Genomic DNA, 16734 nt, shown 5'->3' with positions numbered 1-16734 from the left:
TGGCAGGTTCCGAAGAACCGTCGCTCACTCAAAATACTGACAGACCGATTCTTGCGAATCGTTCTACTTCTTTGTTGTGAGCACTTGCTTAATAGTTGAGCATCCGGCGTTGCCGCCGGCGCACTTCGTCAAGTGCCCACACTTATCGGTTGTTGGTTGTTAAAGAACCGGGCAATTCAGTCTGCTGCCAGCCGCCCCGGAGGACTTGCCGGCTGCTGCGAAGCGTTGTGTTCGTCAGCAGCAGAGAGGCGAGATTATGTGGCTTTTGCTGTTTGGCGTCAACAGTTTTTTTTCGCTTCGCTTCAAAAAAACCGGACCAGCATGCTGCCTTTTTCCGCCCCCGCCGCGCTGTGCTGCGGCGGGAGGCGAACTATAGCAAAGCCCGGTTTTGGAATGCAAGGGGTGGCGCGCAAAATTCTTTAGGATGGACGCAGATACCGGCGCATGGCCCGGCTGGACGACAACGAGCAACACACTGGAAGGAATTGCCGATGATCCTGCGTGACCGCCCTTCGGGGCTGAGATTGTTTTTCGCCTTGCGTGGCTCGGTGCTCAAACGCATACAGGCGGTGCTGCTGTTTAACATTGTGTTCGCCGTGCTGATTACCGCCGCGCATGGCACTGTATTCGACCGCAAGATCACGCTGACGGCGATACCGTTCACGCTGATCGGCTTGCCCCTCGCCATTTTTCTCGGCTTCCGGAATAACGCTGCCTATGACCGCTATTGGGAGGGCCGCAAGCTGTGGGGCGGCCTAATAGGTGATACCCAGAACCTGTGTCGGCAATGCCTGGCCCTGATCCGTCCGGGTACTGGGCTGGTGGATGAAGCCACCGTGCGGCTTGACGATGTGCGTACGCGGATGATTTACCGGGCGATCGCCTATAGCCATGCCTTGCGCATGCGGCTGAGACGGCTGACGGATGCCGGCCCGCTGAAACCGTTCCTTGCGGCGAGCGAGTGGAGCATGGCGGCAACCCAGGAAAACTTGCCTGCATTCCTGATGCTGCGCATGGGACGGGATCTGCAGGAGTGCCTGCAACAGGGCTGGACGGAAGGTTGTCTGGCAGCGACGATTGACAACACGCTTTCTTCAATGACAGCACGGGCGGTTGCCTGTGATCGCATCAAGAACACGCCTATTCCGTTTTCCTACACCTTGCTGCTGCACCGCACCGCCTATCTCTACTGCTTCCTGCTGCCCTTCGGCCTGGTGGACACGCTGGAGTTCATGACGCCGTTCGTGGTAGCCATCGTGGCTTATACATTCTTCGGGCTGGATGCGCTGGGCGATGAGATCGAGGAGCCGTTTGGCACGTCCGAGAATGATTTGCCGCTCGATGCATTGTGCAGGACCATCGAGATCAACTTGCGGTCCGCCCTCGGTGATGCCGACGTGCCACCGCCGCTGGGACCGGTAAACTACTGCCTGACCTAGATGGACATTTCTTTCACATTGCAGCGGCAGCCGCGTCCTGAGGCTTGCGAATGGCAAGCACCTTGTCGATGCGCATGCCGTCAAGGTCGACAATCTCGAAGCGCCAGCTTTCCCAGTCGCAGTAATCGCCGGTCTGGGGCAGCTTGCCCAGCAACTGCATGACCATCCCGCTCAGGGTATGGTAATGACTGCGCCCTTCCTCGGGCACACGGCTCAGGTCGAGCAGGTCTTTCAGTTCCGGGATGGGAATCAGGCCGTCAAGCAGCCACGATCCGTCTTCGCGCTGTACCGCCCAGGCGTCTTCGGCATGCTGGGTCTTGAATTCGCCGGCGATGACTTCCATGATGTCCTGCGGCGTGATGATGCCCTGCACTTCGCCGTACTCATCCACCACGAATGCAAATTGCACCGCCGAGTTCCGGAACTGTTCCAGCAGGTCTAGTCCCGTGAGTATTTCAGGCACATAGACCGGCGGCTGGAGGTTGTCGAGCAGACTGGGCTGCTGGCCGCGCAGCGTCTGGGCCAGCATTTCCCGGGCGCAGGCGACGCCGACGATGTCGTCCCAGCCGCCGCGCAGCACCGGGAAGCGGCTATGGCGGCTTTGCCCGAAACGCTGCAGGTTTTCTTCCAGGCTGCGGTTGATGTCGAAGTATTCAACGTCGCTGCGCGGGATCATGAAGGAGGATACCTGGCGGTCGTCCAGCCGGAAGATGTTGCGCACCATCTGGTGCTCCTGGCGCTCGATGATGCCCGACTGGGTGCCTTCATCGAGCATCAGATGCAGTTCTTCCTCGGTCATGGCCTGTCGGCCCGCGTCGCGCACGCCCATCAGTCGCAACGCGCCCTCGGTAGAGACAGAAAGCAGCCGGACGAACGGCTTGGCGGCAGCGGCCAGCCAGCTCATCGGGCGGGACACGCGGCGGGCGATGGGCTCCGGCGAAATCTGGCCCAGCCGCTTGGGCACGAGTTCGCCCAGAACGATGGAGAAATAGGTAATGATGACGACCACCAGGCCAGTGGCGACATAACCGGCGTAGGGCATTTCCATGCCTTGTGCCTGCAGCCATGTGCGCACCGGCCCCGCCAGGGTCGCTTCGCCCACGATGCCGTTCAGGATGCTGATCGAGGTGATGCCGATCTGTATCGTGGAAAGAAACTTGTTGGGGTCGTCTCCCAACTGGATCGCAGCCTGGGCGCCATTGTCACCGGCTTCCGACAGCTTTTGCAGCCGCGCCTTGCGGGCGGTCATCAAGGCGATTTCGGACATGGCAAACAGTCCATTGAGAAGGACCAGGCCCAGTACTATCGCAATTTCCATTCTGTCAGCGCTCGCTCCGTAACGAGCGGACCATTTTACAGGGGCCGGCTGGCGCGCCTGCCTGTTGCGGGCAGCAAGCTTGATCCGGCGCCGCTATCAGGCGCCGACGGCAGTATAGGCGCTGGCGTTGTCAGCCAGCCAGCGGCGCGACAGATCGCTTTCCTGCTGGCTGGGATGGAAATCGCGGCGCAGATAGTCACGCCATGGACCGCAGCTGTCGCGCAGCAGGCCGCGACGGCCGAACAGATAGCCGATGCCGCTCTTCCAGGTGCCCCACCTCCACAAAGTGCCGTCCCGGCGCAGATTGTTGATGGTCTGGCGCAAGGTGTCGCCGAGGAAAATGAAGGTGATGCGGCGGAACCAGCGGATGCGCCACTCATGGTTGCCGCCCAGCGCCTGATACAGATCAAAGGCGGTGCTCTTGTGCTCCGACTCTTCGGCGCTGTGCCACAGCCACATGGTCTTCAGGCGCGGCTCGGCGTCGTCCAGCAGATCGCTGTTCTTCAACATCCACTCGGCGAAGATCGCGGTGAAGTGCTCATTGGCCGCGGTAATGGCCAGCCAGTGCAGAGGATGCACGCCTTCCATCAGCTTCAGGCGGCGCTGGGCGCGCGGCCCCCATGCATTGACCAGGCCTTGCTGTTCCAGGTGCGCATTGAACAGGGAATGAATGCGGCGATGGGTTGCTTCCTGGCCTACGAATCCCTGCACTTCCGCCTTATACTTCGGCTGCTCTGCGGCAGGCAGCGCCTTGTAGCCGTTGCGCACCGAATCGATGAAGAACTGTTCACCGATGGGAAAGCTCATGGACAGCGCATTGAAGAAGGCCGTCCGGAAGGCATCGCCGCCGCACCAGTGGCGGGCGAACGGTTTTTCCAGGTCAATGAGAAGACGGCGAACAACGAGATCGGTCATGGCGGATTCAATCGGAAAGGGATGCAATAACGGCTTTATCTGCCGGTGCTTAATGTGTCGGCAATGATGTTCTCAAACATTGGTACTGTCAAGTACCAGCAGCATGGACCAGCTATGAAACAAGAAAAACCAGTCATTCCGGAGGAAGCCAACAGCCATCGCAGGCGATTGCTGGAAGGCATGGGAAAGGCCGTCGCGGAAAAGGGTTATGCGGATACCACCATTGCCGATATCGTGGCCGCCGCGGGCGTGTCGCGTCGCACTTTCTACGAGCATTTCAAGACCAAGGCACAGTGCCTGATCGCGCTTTATTCAGCGGCCAGCAGCAATGCGCTGGACGTGCTGCGCACCGCGATCGATCCGGCGCATGACTGGGAAACCCAGGTCGAGCACGCGATTTCAGCCTACTTCAGCTGCCTGGGACAGAACCCGGTGCTGCTGCGCACGCTGTTCATCGAGATACTCGGGCTGGGGGAGGAAGGACTGGCGGCGCGGCGCCGGGTCAATCAGGCGCTGGCCGACTTCATGCTGCAGGTGATCAATGTGCCGGCGCGGGCGCGGCGCAACAAGCTGCCGCTGCAGCCGGACATGGCGATGGCGGTGGTAGGCGGCATCAATGAACTGGTGCTCGAAGCGATCGAGCGCAACCGCACCGACCGGCTGCAGGAACTGGTGTCGCCGTCGCTGCAGCTGGTGCGCGCGGTAACCTGAGCGACGCTGTGCTGCGGGATTAATTTCCCTGCGACTTGCGGTAGGCGCGGCGCCTCTCGGCTTCCGCGAAGCGCCGTTTCTGCGCCTCGGTGTCGGCCTGCAGCGGTGGCACCTTGACCGGATTGCGGTCTTCATCCACTGCCACCATCGTGAAATAGCAGCTGTTGGTATGCCGTACCAGCCCCTTCTGGATGTTTTCCGTCACCACCTTGATGCCGATTTCCATCGAGGTGCTGCCGGTATAGTTCACCGCGGCCAGGAAGGTTACCAGTTCGCCAACGTGGATGGGCTGGCGGAACACCACCCGGTCCACCGACAGCGTGACCACATAGCTGCCTGAATAGCGGCTGGCGCAGGCATAGGCCACGCTGTCGAGATACTTCAGGATCGCGCCGCCATGCACGTTGCCGGAAAAATTGGCCATGTCGGGCGTCATCAGCACCGTCATTGACAGTTCATGCTTCAGGGCGTTCATGCGCTCAGACATCCTCGTCGGGGATCAGGTGGCCGAGCTTGGACGCCTTGGTCTGCAGGTAGCGCCGGTTGAACGGGTTTCGGTTGACGATCAGCGACACCCTTTCCGCCACCGCCACGCCGTACTGGGTAACGGCGTCGATCTTGCGCGGGTTGTTGGTCATCAGGCGCAGGCTGACGATGCCCAGCTTTTCCAGCATCGGCTTGCAATGGCTATAGCTGCGCTGGTCGGCCTGGAAGCCCAGTTCATGGTTGGCTTCGACGGTGTCGGCGCCGGCGTCCTGCAGGCGATAGGCTCGGACCTTGTTGATCAGGCCGATGCCGCGCCCTTCCTGGCGCATGTAGAGCACCACGCCGCGGCCTTCGGCGGCAATGCTGCGCAGCGCGCTCTCGAGCTGGGCGCCGCAGTCGCAGCGCTGCGAGAACAATGCATCGCCGGTCAGGCATTCGGAATGGATGCGGCCCAGCACGGGCTTGCCGTCGGCCACGTCGCCCAGGGTCAGCGCCAGATGCTCCTTGCCGGATTTCGACTCGACGAATGCATGCAGCGTGAAAGTGGCCCACGGCATCGGCAGTTCGCAGGAGGTAACGTATTCCAGCGTTTCGGGCGCATTGCTGGCCGCGCTGGTATCTGGTTGGAGTTGCATGGCGCTTGACTGAGTGATTAACGGGAATTCGGCGAAACCGTCAATACTAACCGATCACGCCGCATTGCATCACGCCGCCCGTAGCCGGGAAGCAATTTCGAAGGAGCGCAGGCGGGCCGCATGGTCGTACATCAGGGCGGTCAGCATCAGTTCGTCGGCGCCGGTGCTCTCCTCGATGGCGCGCAGTTGCGCCGCCACGGTTTGCGGCGATCCGACCGCCGAGCAGGACAGCGAGCGGTCGATATGGCTTTTCTCGTCCGGCGACCAGAGGCCGTCCATGCTGTCGACCGGCGGGCTGAGCTGCCCCGGCACGCCGCGCACCAGGTTCAGGAACTGCTGCTGCAGCGAGGTGAACAGGCGCTGCGCGGTGGCGTCGTCGGCGGCGGCGAACAGGTTCACGCCCACCGCCACGTACGGCTTCTGCAACTGGGCCGAAGGCTTGAAGCGGCTGCGGTAGATGTCGATCGCCGATTGCATGTAGGCCGGGGCGAAATGGGAAGCGAAGGCGAACGGCAGCCCCAGCTCCGCCGCCAGCTGGGCGCTGAACAGGCTGGAGCCCAGCAGCCAGATCGGTACGTCCAGGCCGGCGCCGGGGACGGCGCGCACCGCCTGGCCCGGCTGCACCGGCCGGAAATACGATTGCAGTTCAAGCACGTCCTGCGGGAAGGAATCGCCGCTGTCGCCCATGTTGCGCCGCAGGGCGCGGGCGGTGCGCTGGTCGGTGCCGGGCGCGCGGCCCAGGCCGAGGTCGATGCGGCCGGGGTACAGCGCCGCCAGGGTGCCGAACTGCTCGGCGATGATCAGCGGCGCATGGTTGGGCAGCATGATGCCGCCGGCGCCGACCCGGATCGTGCTGGTGCCGGCAGCGATATGCTGGATCACCAGCGCCGTGGCGGCGCTGGCGATGCCGCTCATGTTGTGATGCTCGGCCACCCAGAACCGGTGGTAGCCCCAGCGCTCGGCATGCCGGGCGAGGTCGCGGGTGTTGTCGAGCGCGACGGCGGCATCGCCGCCTTTGACGATGGGTGAGAGGTCGAGGATGGAAAAGACGGCCATGGCCTGTCTCCTTTCTGGAATCGGTGATGGTTGGTTGGGCGCTGCGGCTCAGTCGCCAATGCCGGGTATGCGCAGCGCGCCGATGAAGGCCGCGATTTCTTCCAGCGCCGTCTGTTCGCGGGCGCAGTTGCAGCGGGCGGCGCCGTCTTGCAGCGGCAGCGGCGGCAGCCGGCGCACCAGGGTGCGGGTGCCGGCGGCGATCAGGCGCGCGCCATATTGCTCGGCTTCGTCGCACAGGGGATCTTCCTCGGCCGACAGGATCAGCGCCGGCGGCAGCCCCTTGAGCCGGCTCGATTGCAGCGGCGCTGCATACGGATGCAGGCGGTCGGCCACTCGCGGCAGATAGCCGCGGTAGGCGGCGGCGCAGGCGTCGGCCACGCCTGCCACGTCGGGGTTCCTGTTCATTGCGCGCATCGAGCAGGTGGTGAGTCCCGGGTCGAGCATGGGCATGATGAGGATCTGTCCGGCCAGCGCCGGCTCGCCGCGGTCGCGCGCCATCAGCGCGGATGCGGCGGCCAGGTTGCCGCCTGCCTCGATGCCGGCGCACAGCAGGCGTTCACCATTCCAGCCCAGGGAATTCGGCCGGCGCGCCACCCAGCGCAGTACGGCATAGGCATCCTCGACCGCAGCGGGAAATGGCTGCCGGCAGGCCAGCGTGTAGCTCGATGCCAGTACCGGCAGTCCGGCGCGCAGGGTCAGCGCCCGAACGAATTCGTCGCACTCGTCCAGGCTGCCCCCGACGAATCCGCCCTGATGGAAGAAGACGATCAGGCCAGGCGCGGGCTTTTCGGCGTTCGCGGGACGGTACAGCCGGGCAGGCAACTTTCCCAGCGACCCCTGTGCCTGTAATTCCCTTATCGCTATTTTGCTGCACTGCAATTGTTGCTTTTCCGTCATTTTGCCGGAATGTCCTTGACGCCACCGAAGAGCTGCTGGGCAAGCGCATCGAAACCGGCGTATTCCGCCTGGACCTGCTGACTGCCATGAACGTTGTCAGTCAGCGCAGCCGCCAGCACCAGGCTGGCAAGCAGCACAACAATGGCAAACAGGGCGGCGATGGGTTCGTGTTCGGACATCATGAAGGCACTCCGGAAGCAGGCTAATTTGCTGCATAGCACAAACTATAGGACTGATTTATCATCGGATAAAGACTAACAATTGGAATTGACTGTTCACATCTGTGAACAATCATCGGAAACAGTGAGTGCGCATGGACAAGTTGCAGGCGATGGAAGTGTTCGTACATGTGGTCGACGCCGGCGGCTTCACGCGCGCCGCAGAGCAGCTGCACATGCCCAAGGCAACCGTGTCCACCCTGATTCAGGCGCTGGAGAATGCGTTGTCGGTCAAGCTGCTCAACCGCACTACCCGCCAGGTCAATGTGACTGCGGATGGCGCGGCCTACTACGAGCATTGCCTGCGCATTCTGGCCGACATCCGCGACACCGAGGACACGCTTTCACGCACCCATGCCAGTCCAAGCGGCCGGCTGCGGGTGGAAGTGCCCAGCGGCATCGGACAGCGCCTGATCATTCCGGCGCTGCCCGACTTCTACCGGCGCTATCCGGACATCACGATGGAGATGGGCTGCGGCGACCGTCCGATCCACCTGATCGAGGAAGGCGTGGACTGCGCGGTGCGCGGTGGCGACCTGCCCGACTCCAGCCTGATCGCACGCCGCATCGGCGTGCTGCACTTCGTCACCTGCGCCACGCCGGCCTATCTGGATACGCATGGCAGGCCGGCCCATCCGGATGACCTGGCCCGGCACCAGTGCATCAATTACATCGTGTCGACGAGCAAGCAGGCGCTGGCCTGGGATTTCGAGCGGGACGGCGTCAGCCTGCGCAAGACGCATGGCGGCCGCTTCGCCGTCAACAGCTCGGAGGCGCTGATGATGGCCGGCCTGGCTGGCCTGGGCGTGATGCGGGTGCCGTCGTTCCTGGTCAATGAACCGTTGCGCAGCGGCCTCCTGGAGCGGGTGCTGGGCGACTGGGACACCGCCCCGGTGCCGCTGCATGTGGTGTATCCGCAAAGCCGGCACCTGTCGGCCACGGTGCGCGCGTTCGTCGAATGGGTGGCGGAGCTGTTTGCCGGCAATGTCGACCTGAACATGGCGTAGGCGCTTGCATCGCAGCGCCCTGCCCCTGGCCTGGGCGGCCTAGCTGCCCGCTTCCGAAAGCGCTTCCCCCAGCACGCAACCCGCCATGCCGGCGGCGATCTCACGTTCGCCCATGATGGTCTGGTTGGCGCCCTGCTTCTCGAGGTGCAGCCGCTCCACGTTGGAGTGGGCGCGGGCAATGATGTCGATGCCGGGATTCTGCTTCCTGGCCTGGGCGATCACATGCCCCGCTTCCAGCGCATCCGGAATGGCCAGCAGCAGCCAGCGCGCGCTGGCCACCTGCGCCAGCTCCATCATGCCTGGCGCGACCGCGTTGCCATACAGCGCCGGCACGCCGTCGCGGCGCAGCGCCTGCACCACGGACAGGTCATCCTCGATCACAACGAAGTCCTGCGCGCCCTCGGTCAGCGCCAGCGCAACCAGGTGTCCGACCCGGCCGAAGCCCACCAGCACCGCATGTCCCGTCATCTCCGGCAGGGCCGGCCCGGCCGGGTCGGCCGCATGCGCCTGCTCATGCGGACTGCCCTTGCGGCTGCGCAGGCGGTCCAGCACCACGAACAGCAGCGGATTGAGCAGGATGGAAATGATGGCGCCGCCCAGGATCAGGTCGCGCCCGGTCTGGGACAACAGGCCCAGCGACACGCCCAGCGTGGCCAGGATGAAGGAGAATTCGCCGATCTGGGCCAGGCTGGCGGCAATGGTCAGCGCGGTGCTGGCAGGATGTCCGAAGGCGCGCACGATGGCCAGCGCCGCCAGCGACTTGCCGACCACGATGATGGCCACGGTTGCCAGCACCAGCAGCGGTTCGCGCACCACGATGGACGGGTCGAACAGCATGCCGACCGAGACGAAGAACAGCACCGCGAAGGCATCGCGCAGCGGCAGCGACTCCTCGGCGGCGCGATGGCTCAGGTCGGACTCGCCGAGGATCATGCCGGCGAAGAAGGCGCCAAGCGCGAAGGACACGCCGAACACATAGGCAGCGCCAAGCGCAAAGCCGAGGGCAATGGCCAGCACTGCCAGGCGGAACAGTTCACGCGACCCGCTGGCCGCGACCCGCTCCAGCGTCCACGGTATCAGGCGCCGCCCGACCAGCAGCATCGCGGCGATGAAGGCGACCACCTTGCCCAGCGTGGCGGCCAATGTCCACAGCAGCGCATCGGTCGACAGCGATTCGCCGCTGCCGCCGAGGATGCCCGACAGCGCCGGGATCAGCACCAGCGCCAGCACCATGGCGATGTCCTCGACGATCAGCCAGCCGATCGCGATCTGGCCGCGCCGGGTTTCCACCAGCCGCCGTTCCTGCAAAGCCGTCAGCAGTACGACGGTGCTGGCCACCGACAGCGCCAGGCCGAACAGCAGCCCCTGTCCCAGCGGCCATCCGATCAGCCAGCCCATGGCCATGCCCATCAGCGTGGCCAGGATGATCTGCGCCAGCGCGCCGGGAATGGCGATGCCCTTCACCGCCAGCAGATCCTTCAGCGAGAAATGGAGGCCGACGCCGAACATCAGCAGGATCACGCCGATTTCCGCCAGCTGCTGCGCCAGATCGACATCGCCGACGAAGCCCGGCGTGAAAGGGCCGATGGCAATGCCGGCCAGCAGATAACCGACCAGCGGCGGCATTTTCAGGCGATGGGCGATGCTGCCGAAAAGGAAGGCCAGGACCAGGCCGGCGACGATGGTGGTAATCAGGGGAATGTCATGGGACATGGGTGCGCGGCATCCTTCTCTCGATAGCTTGTTGTTGGGCGCATTTTATCCAACGCCCGACATTGTTCGAATCAAAAGGGACTGTCGGGCCGCGCACAGGGTTCGCGGCCCGGGTACGGCGCTTTCAGGACAAGGCGGGATAGCCGGCGCGGATCAGCCAGGCATGGATGGGCAGGGTCTTGACGAAATTGATCGCGTGCAGGGTATGGATGTCATCGAACCAGACATGGTCGCCGACCATGAAGGCCGCCAGCCAGGCCAGGCCGACGATGATGATGTCGCAGCGTCCGCTGTTCCACAGTTTCAGGGAATGGCGGGTGGCGATCCATGGCACGCCGAGCGGATTGGGCCAGTCGGCCAGCAGATGCATCAGGCCGCCGGCGGCAAAGCCGAATGCGGGCACCGCCATCACATGCTCTCCGAGCGCATGATAGGACCAGTACAGCAGGGCCAGCCAGCCCACGCCCCAATGGGTCAGGGTGCGGTGCGCGATCCAGAGGCGCCTCTTGCGGGTCCACCAGGCTACCTCCATCCAGTCCGGCGCGGTGCCGCCGCAGACGCCCATGCACAGGGCCATCAGGGTGCCCAGATGGTAGTCGCCGCCGGCGCCGGAATGCGCCACGACTGCCGCTGCCATCAGTCCCGCCGCCCAGCCTGTGGCGTGGTGTGCTTTGTTGGAGGCCATGATGCGGCGATCAGGGAAAGAGGAGGTTGAAAAGGGAGTGCAATATTGGCAGAACGCTGCACAAAAATACAGCAGCCAATACCTCAAATCGAAAATATAGTTCGATTTATTCGATGTTTTAGCGCCGATGCGACGGCTTGCGGTTGCGGTCGAAGTATTCGGGGTCTTTTTTCCTCACCCAGCCGACGAATTTGCGTATCTCGTCACGCTCCAGCAAACGTTCGATGGTGTGGTAGTAAGTGGCCAGTTCACGTTCGGAAAACACCGAATGGATCTTGCTGTGGCAGATGCGATGCATGGTCACGGTGTCGCGGCCGCGATGGCTCTTCGGCACCATGTGATGCTCGTTCAGCGAAGGGCCGGGCACCATGGCACGGCCGCATAGCGGGCACGGCGGCAGCATGGATGGCGAAGCTTTCATCAGCGTTCAGACCGTGGCCATTGGAGACCATTCACTTACCTGGGCACCGTGTAATTGACCGGCAGCCACAGATAGCCGCGGCCGCTGGCGCGCACCCGGCCAATGCCGGGAAAGGAAAGGTGGGCGCCGGCGACCAGATAGTTGCCGGTTGCCGCATCGGCAAAGGCGCGCTTGCGCTCGATGGCAGCGGCGCGGGCATTGGTATCGAAGGAGATGGTCACCGCGGGCTGATCGAACTGCATCGCAGCCACGTGGATCAGGTCGCCCCACAGCATCAGCCGCTGGCCGCGGCTCTGCACCAGATAATTGGTGTGGCCGGCGGTATGGCCATGGCGCGGCAAGGCGCTGATGCCGGCCGCCAGCGGCGTTGCGCCGCGAAACGGACGGAAGCGATGCGCTTCGATGTACGGCTGCAGCGACGCCTTCGCGGCTTCGAATGCCGGCCTGTCCTCCTTCTTCGCACGCGACAGGTTGGTGTCGTTCAGCCAGTAGTCGGCATCGGCGCCGTCGCCGCGCACGACGGCATTGGGAAAGGCCATGCGGCCGTCGCTGGTGAGGCCGCCCACATGGTCGGCATGCAGATGGGTCAGATAGATTTCATCGACCTGCTCGGGCTGGTAGCCGGCCGCCTTCAGGTTGGCGGCCAGCCTGCCCAGGGTCGGGCCGAACAGCGCGGCCGCGCCGGCGTCGATGAGCACCAGCTTTTCACCGGTATTGATCAGGTAGGCATTGACCGAGGTTTCCAGCGGGCTGGACAGGCCGGAACGGGCCAGCGCGCGGTCGACCCGGGCCGGGTTGGTATTGGTCAGCAGCTGATCCACCGGCAGCGCCACGGTGCCGTCCGACAAGGCGGTGATCTCGAAATCGCCCAGCATCATGCGGTAAAAACCGGGCGCCTGGGTTTTCACCATGGGCGCGGCGGCATGGCCGGCGCTGGCCAGCAGGCTTGCCAGGGTGAACAGGGATGAACGCAGCAGTCGGGACAACAGCATCGCAAACTCTCCTGGAATCGTGATTGGATGGCAAGGAATGGAGCACGATTATGCCGGCAAAGCCGCATTGTCGTTCCCTGCTCCGGAACATCCTGCATCAACGGCTTGTCGAACCGCCATTCATTTCGGGAGAGCAGCGATGGACTCCAGCAACAGCAAGGGCATTACGGCGCCGGCCGCACAGCGCAATCCGGGCGATGAATCCGAACCCGGCGCGCCCCAGACCGCGGAAGATATCTGCCCCGAATGCCAGGGCAGCGGACGGCAGGGACAATCCGCCTGCGTCAATTGCGGCGGCAGCGGACGCATCGTGAAGATCATTGGCGACGCCTGAATTTAAATATGCATATTTTATGCATATTTGTTAGAATGGCGGCCGTTCATGCTCTGGAGCAGCAGTCACCCCATGCGCCTCACCCGTTTTTCCGATATCGGACTGCGCGTCCTGATCTATCTGTCGCGCACTGAAGCAAGCCGCGCCACGGTGACGGTGGCCGAGGTCGCCAGCCAGTTCGACATACCGCAAAACCATCTGGTGAAGGTGGTGGGCCATCTGGCAAGAGCGGGCTGGGTGCAGGCGCTGCGCGGCCGCAACGGCGGCATCAGCCTCGCGGTCGAGCCGGCCAGCCTGCGCGTCGGCGCGGTGCTGCGCGAACTGGAAGGCGATCCGGAACTGGTCAATTGCGAGGCCCTGTCCTGCCGCCTGAGCGCCGACTGCCTGCTGCGCGACGCGCTGCGGACCGGCATGGACGCGTTTTACGACGCGATGAACCGGTACAGCCTGGCTGACCTGGTCACCGGCAATACCGGCGAGCAGATCATCCGGATGCATCGCAGCTTTACCGCCTCTTCCCTCTCCGCAGCGGCCGCAGGCTAGGCCGCTTTTTTTTTGCCGTTAAACATGCATCTTTAATGCAACATATCAGGAGTCATGATGGTTACACCCGCTTCCCGCCCCTATATCGATGCCAGCGTCCCGGTCCTGCGCGAGCATGGCGTGACGATCACCCGCCGCTTCTACGGCAACATGTTTGCCGCCCATCCCGAACTGAAGAACCTGTTCAACATGGGCAACCAGGCCAGCGGGGCGCAGCAGCAATCGCTGGCCGCAGCCGTGTTCGCCTATGCCGCCAACATCGACAATGCGGCGGCGCTGGGGCCGGTGGTCAATCGCATCGTGCACAAGCATGCATCGGTAGGCATACGGGCCGAGCACTATCCCATCGTCGGCCAGCATCTGCTGGGCGCGATCAAGGAGGTGCTGGGCGACGCCGCCACCGAGCCGCTGATCAATGCCTGGGCCGAAGCCTATGGCGAACTGGCCGACCTGCTGATCGACACCGAGCGGCACCTGTATGCAAAGGCCGGCGTGCAGCCGGGCCAGCTGCGCGACATGCGGGTGGCAGAGGTGCGCCAGCAGAGCGAGAACGTGCGCTCCTACACGCTCACGCCGATGGACGGCGAAGCCGCATTCGACTTCAAGCCGGGCCAGTACATCAGCGTGTCGGTCAGCTTTCCCGATGGCCATGTGCAACTGCGCCAGTACAGCCTGTCGGACGCGCCGGACGCGGACTATCTGCGCATTTCGGTCAAGCGCGAGCCGGCCGGCCATGAAACGCCGCAGGGCGAAGTGTCGAACTGGCTGCATGACAACGTGCAGCCGGGCGCCATCCTGCGGGTAACCCATCCGTTCGGCGAATTCACGCCGGATACCGAGTCGGGCCGCCCTATCGTGCTGCTGTCAGCCGGCGTCGGCATCACGCCGATGATTTCGGTGCTGAAGCGCATCGCGCAAGTCCATCCGGAACGCCGGGTCGTGTTCGGACACGCCGCGCGCGACGCCCGCCATCATCCGCACCAGGAAGACATCAAGGCGGCCCAGGCCGTGATGCCGCAGCTGGAGGTGTCAACCTTCTACGAGCACATGGCAGCCGGAGACCAGGCCGAGCCGGGCTTCATGCGGGTGGAAGCGCTGCCCGACTGGCCGCGGCAGGAAGCCGAGGTCTATCTGTGCGGGCCGATCGGCTTCATGCGGGCGCAGTGGAAGAACCTGCTGAGTTCCGGCGTGCCGGCGGCCAGGCTTCATCGTGAAGTGTTCGGCCCGGAGATGCTGGACTACCTGGACTGACGGCCTGGCAGTCCGCAGTCAATCAAGCGAGCGCTGGAAGCCCACCACTAGCCGCAACGGCGGCGCGCCATGGTTGAAGCCATGGCCCAACGAGCCGGACAGCATCAGCTTTTCCGACAGCTTCCAGCGCGCGCCGACCTCGCCCATGTTGTACGCGGCATCGCGCTCGCGCTGCTGCTCCCGGAACAGGCTGCCGGCCAGGAGCCAGCGCTGGTTCAACTGCTTGCTCAATGCCGCGCCGGCCAGGTAGCGGTCGCGGCGTTCGCTTACATCGGGCCGCAGATTGTGGCGCGCCATCACGTTCAGATGCAGCTGGGCCGGACGGTTCGCATCCTGCACCACGCCCAGCGACTTGGTCATGATGCCCTTGACCATCACCTCGGTGCCGCCGCTGTCGGCGCCATAGGGACGCTCGATGCCGACACTGACGGCAAACGCCGGCAGCTTGCCGCTCTCGGTATTGAACCGGTACAGGCCATCGATCCTGAACTCGCCCTGGCTGGTGTCTTCGGCATTGCCCACGCGGTAAGGCGCGGCCACCGACATCTGGAAGTCGCGGGCTACGCCGAACTGCATGCGCGGCGTCAGCTGCAATTCATTCCGTCCCCCGCCCGGCTCCGAAGGCCGCACCCGCTGGTAGCGCGCAATGCCGTTGAACTGCACCGAACCGGGCTGGCTGGGCGTGGCATCCTCGATGGTCAGCGACAGATCCTCCTCCAGATCCTTCACTTCATCGGCATACGCGTGGATGGCGGGGACAAGCATGCCAAGCGCCACGCCGGCCTTGATCAGGGCATTTTTCATGGTTTCTTATGTTGATGTTTTTTTAATGGCAACAAACTAGAGAATGCAACAGGGGAAAAGTTCCTTGTCCGGATGCATGGCTTACGTGGTTCGAAACCGCGTCGCTGACAGGCCGAACGCAGCCGGGCCCGCTTGATTGAAGTCAACCGGCTTTGCAATCGTGCTGGCTACAGTAGTGCAAACACTTGACGGAGCAAGCATGGAAGCACTGACGAAGGAACAGATCGGCAAGCTGCAGGCACGGTTGCAGCAGGACCGCGCCGCTGCGTTGGGCACGGTGCAGGAAGAGATCCAGCGCACCAGCGATCCCGACGACCTGTCGCTGGAAAAGATACCCAGCGATGCCGGCGACCGCTCGGAAGCCGACCTGGAAACCGACACCACCATTTCGATGGCGCAGCGGCATGCCGCCGAGCTGCAGGAAATCGATGCCGCGCTGGCCCGGATCGCCGATGGCAGCTACGGCACCTGCGAGGAATGCGACGGCAACATCGGCGCGCCCCGGCTGCAAGCGCAACCGACCGCGCGCCGCTGCATCGCCTGCCAGGAACAGCTGGAACAGCGGCCCGATGCGCCGCCTCGTCCCACCATGTAGCCATGAGCGCCGGCACGCCCCGATTTCACACGGTGCTGGTGCCGGTCGACGGCTCGCCGCTGTCGGACAAGGCGCTGGCGGCGGCGATCGCGTTCGCCCGGCCCCTGCACGCCAAGGTGATTGCGCTGGCAGTCGCGGAGCCTTATCCGGAAAGCCTGGCGCCGCTTTCCGAGGATTTCAATGAGCGCGCACTGGCGCATGCCCGCGGCCGCATCGGACAGGCGCAACGCCTGATCCGCGAAGCGGGCCTGGCCTGCGAAGGCTCCGCTGTGACCTCGTATGAACCGCACCGCGAGATACTCGACGCAGCGCAGCGCCTGAACTGCGATGCGATCTTCATCGGCATGCATGGCGGCGACCCGCTGGGCCGCTTTTTCTTCGGCAGCCAGGCGCAGAAGGTGCTGGCGCACAGCCCGGTGCCGGTGATGGTGCTGCGCTAGCGCATTTCCAGCCTGAGTGGCATTAACCAGGCAAGCAGGATTGCCTTTGGAAGAGCCGCCCAGGGATGATCAGCGGTTCGTAGGGTGCAATACCCGAAGGGCATTGCAGCGCGGTCGCATACCGTAAAGGTCATCCCAAGAACCTAAGGCTACGCTGAACAAGCCTTCTTTTTTCGGTGACACTGATCTATATGGTCGGATCTGGATAAAAAGGACGGTTTAGCGCCTTATTTATAGCCCTTTAGGGGCGGTTGCTTCAGGCTTTTCAGCCTGC

General features: G+C 63.7%; 20 protein-coding genes. 8 read left to right on the top strand and 12 right to left on the bottom strand.

The window, feature by feature from the left end; translation table 11 throughout:
• Positions 1–491 precede the first annotated feature (491 nt).
• A complete protein-coding gene (locus tag IGW04_RS24150) occupies positions 492–1439 on the top strand; it encodes a bestrophin family protein (RefSeq protein ID WP_194715657.1) in 948 nt (315 codons plus the stop codon).
• Between the two features lie 13 nt (positions 1440–1452).
• Here IGW04_RS24150 and IGW04_RS24145 read toward each other — a convergent pair whose 3' ends face one another.
• Entirely contained in the window at positions 1453–2757 is a 1305-nt protein-coding gene (locus IGW04_RS24145; RefSeq protein ID WP_194715656.1) for a hemolysin family protein, read from the bottom strand.
• Between the two features lie 96 nt (positions 2758–2853).
• The gene (locus IGW04_RS24140) at positions 2854–3672 is read right to left on the bottom strand and encodes a metal-dependent hydrolase (protein WP_194715655.1); all 819 of its coding nucleotides are present in this window, start codon (positions 3670–3672) and stop codon (positions 2854–2856) included.
• 114 nt (positions 3673–3786) lie between these two features.
• On the opposite strand from IGW04_RS24140, the gene IGW04_RS24135 reads away from it, so the two are divergent.
• On the top strand, positions 3787–4383 hold the full coding sequence (locus tag IGW04_RS24135; protein WP_228527362.1) for a TetR/AcrR family transcriptional regulator: 597 nt from the start codon (positions 3787–3789) through the stop codon (positions 4381–4383).
• A gap of 19 nt (positions 4384–4402) precedes the next feature.
• On the opposite strand, the gene IGW04_RS24130 is transcribed toward IGW04_RS24135, so the two are convergent.
• The 5 genes from IGW04_RS24130 to IGW04_RS24110 all read right to left on the bottom strand — a co-directional run bounded on the left by IGW04_RS24130 (position 4403) and on the right by IGW04_RS24110 (position 7639).
• The gene (locus IGW04_RS24130) at positions 4403–4858 is read right to left on the bottom strand and encodes an acyl-CoA thioesterase (RefSeq protein ID WP_194715653.1); all 456 of its coding nucleotides are present in this window, start codon (positions 4856–4858) and stop codon (positions 4403–4405) included.
• A 4-nt stretch (positions 4859–4862) separates the two neighbouring features.
• A complete protein-coding gene (ribA, locus tag IGW04_RS24125) occupies positions 4863–5504 on the bottom strand; it encodes a GTP cyclohydrolase II (RefSeq protein ID WP_194715652.1) in 642 nt (213 codons plus the stop codon).
• A gap of 69 nt (positions 5505–5573) precedes the next feature.
• Complete coding sequence (locus IGW04_RS24120) at positions 5574–6560, bottom strand: LLM class flavin-dependent oxidoreductase (RefSeq protein ID WP_194715651.1); 987 nt, start codon at positions 6558–6560, stop codon at positions 5574–5576.
• A gap of 48 nt (positions 6561–6608) precedes the next feature.
• On the bottom strand, positions 6609–7382 hold the full coding sequence (locus IGW04_RS24115) for an alpha/beta hydrolase (RefSeq protein ID WP_323744903.1): 774 nt from the start codon (positions 7380–7382) through the stop codon (positions 6609–6611).
• Between the two features lie 71 nt (positions 7383–7453).
• On the bottom strand, positions 7454–7639 hold the full coding sequence (locus IGW04_RS24110) for a hypothetical protein (protein WP_194715649.1): 186 nt from the start codon (positions 7637–7639) through the stop codon (positions 7454–7456).
• A gap of 131 nt (positions 7640–7770) precedes the next feature.
• Between IGW04_RS24110 and IGW04_RS24105 the strand changes: the two genes are divergently transcribed.
• Positions 7771–8682, top strand: a complete 912-nt coding sequence (locus IGW04_RS24105; protein ID WP_194715648.1) for a LysR family transcriptional regulator — start codon at positions 7771–7773, stop codon at positions 8680–8682.
• A gap of 39 nt (positions 8683–8721) precedes the next feature.
• Here IGW04_RS24105 and ybaL read toward each other — a convergent pair whose 3' ends face one another.
• From ybaL to IGW04_RS24085, 4 genes are all read right to left on the bottom strand, one after another.
• Complete coding sequence (gene ybaL / locus IGW04_RS24100) at positions 8722–10395, bottom strand: YbaL family putative K(+) efflux transporter (protein WP_194715647.1); 1674 nt, start codon at positions 10393–10395, stop codon at positions 8722–8724.
• Between the two features lie 124 nt (positions 10396–10519).
• Positions 10520–11080 carry a metal-dependent hydrolase gene (locus IGW04_RS24095; RefSeq protein ID WP_194715646.1) on the bottom strand — a complete coding sequence of 187 codons (561 nt, stop codon included), beginning with the start codon at positions 11078–11080 and terminating at the stop codon, positions 10520–10522.
• Positions 11081–11198: 118 nt separating this feature from the next.
• Positions 11199–11501, bottom strand: a complete 303-nt coding sequence (locus IGW04_RS24090) for an HNH endonuclease family protein (RefSeq protein ID WP_194715645.1) — start codon at positions 11499–11501, stop codon at positions 11199–11201.
• A 35-nt stretch (positions 11502–11536) separates the two neighbouring features.
• Complete coding sequence (locus tag IGW04_RS24085; protein ID WP_194715644.1) at positions 11537–12493, bottom strand: MBL fold metallo-hydrolase; 957 nt, start codon at positions 12491–12493, stop codon at positions 11537–11539.
• 139 nt (positions 12494–12632) lie between these two features.
• On the opposite strand from IGW04_RS24085, the gene IGW04_RS24080 reads away from it, so the two are divergent.
• The 3 genes from IGW04_RS24080 to hmpA all read left to right on the top strand — a co-directional run bounded on the left by IGW04_RS24080 (position 12633) and on the right by hmpA (position 14621).
• The gene (locus IGW04_RS24080) at positions 12633–12827 is read left to right on the top strand and encodes a hypothetical protein (RefSeq protein WP_194715643.1); all 195 of its coding nucleotides are present in this window, start codon (positions 12633–12635) and stop codon (positions 12825–12827) included.
• 72 nt (positions 12828–12899) lie between these two features.
• On the top strand, positions 12900–13370 hold the full coding sequence (locus tag IGW04_RS24075; protein ID WP_194715642.1) for an Rrf2 family transcriptional regulator: 471 nt from the start codon (positions 12900–12902) through the stop codon (positions 13368–13370).
• A gap of 57 nt (positions 13371–13427) precedes the next feature.
• The gene (gene hmpA, locus IGW04_RS24070) at positions 13428–14621 is read left to right on the top strand and encodes an NO-inducible flavohemoprotein (protein WP_194715658.1); all 1194 of its coding nucleotides are present in this window, start codon (positions 13428–13430) and stop codon (positions 14619–14621) included.
• Between the two features lie 18 nt (positions 14622–14639).
• Here hmpA and IGW04_RS24065 read toward each other — a convergent pair whose 3' ends face one another.
• Positions 14640–15425 (bottom strand): transporter, encoded by a 786-nt coding sequence (locus IGW04_RS24065; RefSeq protein ID WP_194715641.1) that lies wholly within the window; start codon positions 15423–15425, stop codon positions 14640–14642.
• Positions 15426–15624: 199 nt separating this feature from the next.
• On the opposite strand from IGW04_RS24065, the gene IGW04_RS24060 reads away from it, so the two are divergent.
• Positions 15625–16020, top strand: coding sequence for a TraR/DksA family transcriptional regulator (locus IGW04_RS24060; protein WP_194715640.1), 396 nt, complete (start codon positions 15625–15627; stop codon positions 16018–16020).
• Positions 16021–16022: 2 nt separating this feature from the next.
• Complete coding sequence (locus IGW04_RS24055; protein WP_194715639.1) at positions 16023–16460, top strand: universal stress protein; 438 nt, start codon at positions 16023–16025, stop codon at positions 16458–16460.
• The last annotated feature ends 274 nt before the right edge of the window (positions 16461–16734 follow it).

The organism is Noviherbaspirillum soli, assembly GCF_015352955.1.
In the GTDB taxonomy this organism is placed as follows: Bacteria; Pseudomonadota; Gammaproteobacteria; order Burkholderiales; family Burkholderiaceae_D; genus Noviherbaspirillum_A; species Noviherbaspirillum_A soli.
This window is presented reverse-complemented; position numbering and strand designations above follow the sequence as displayed.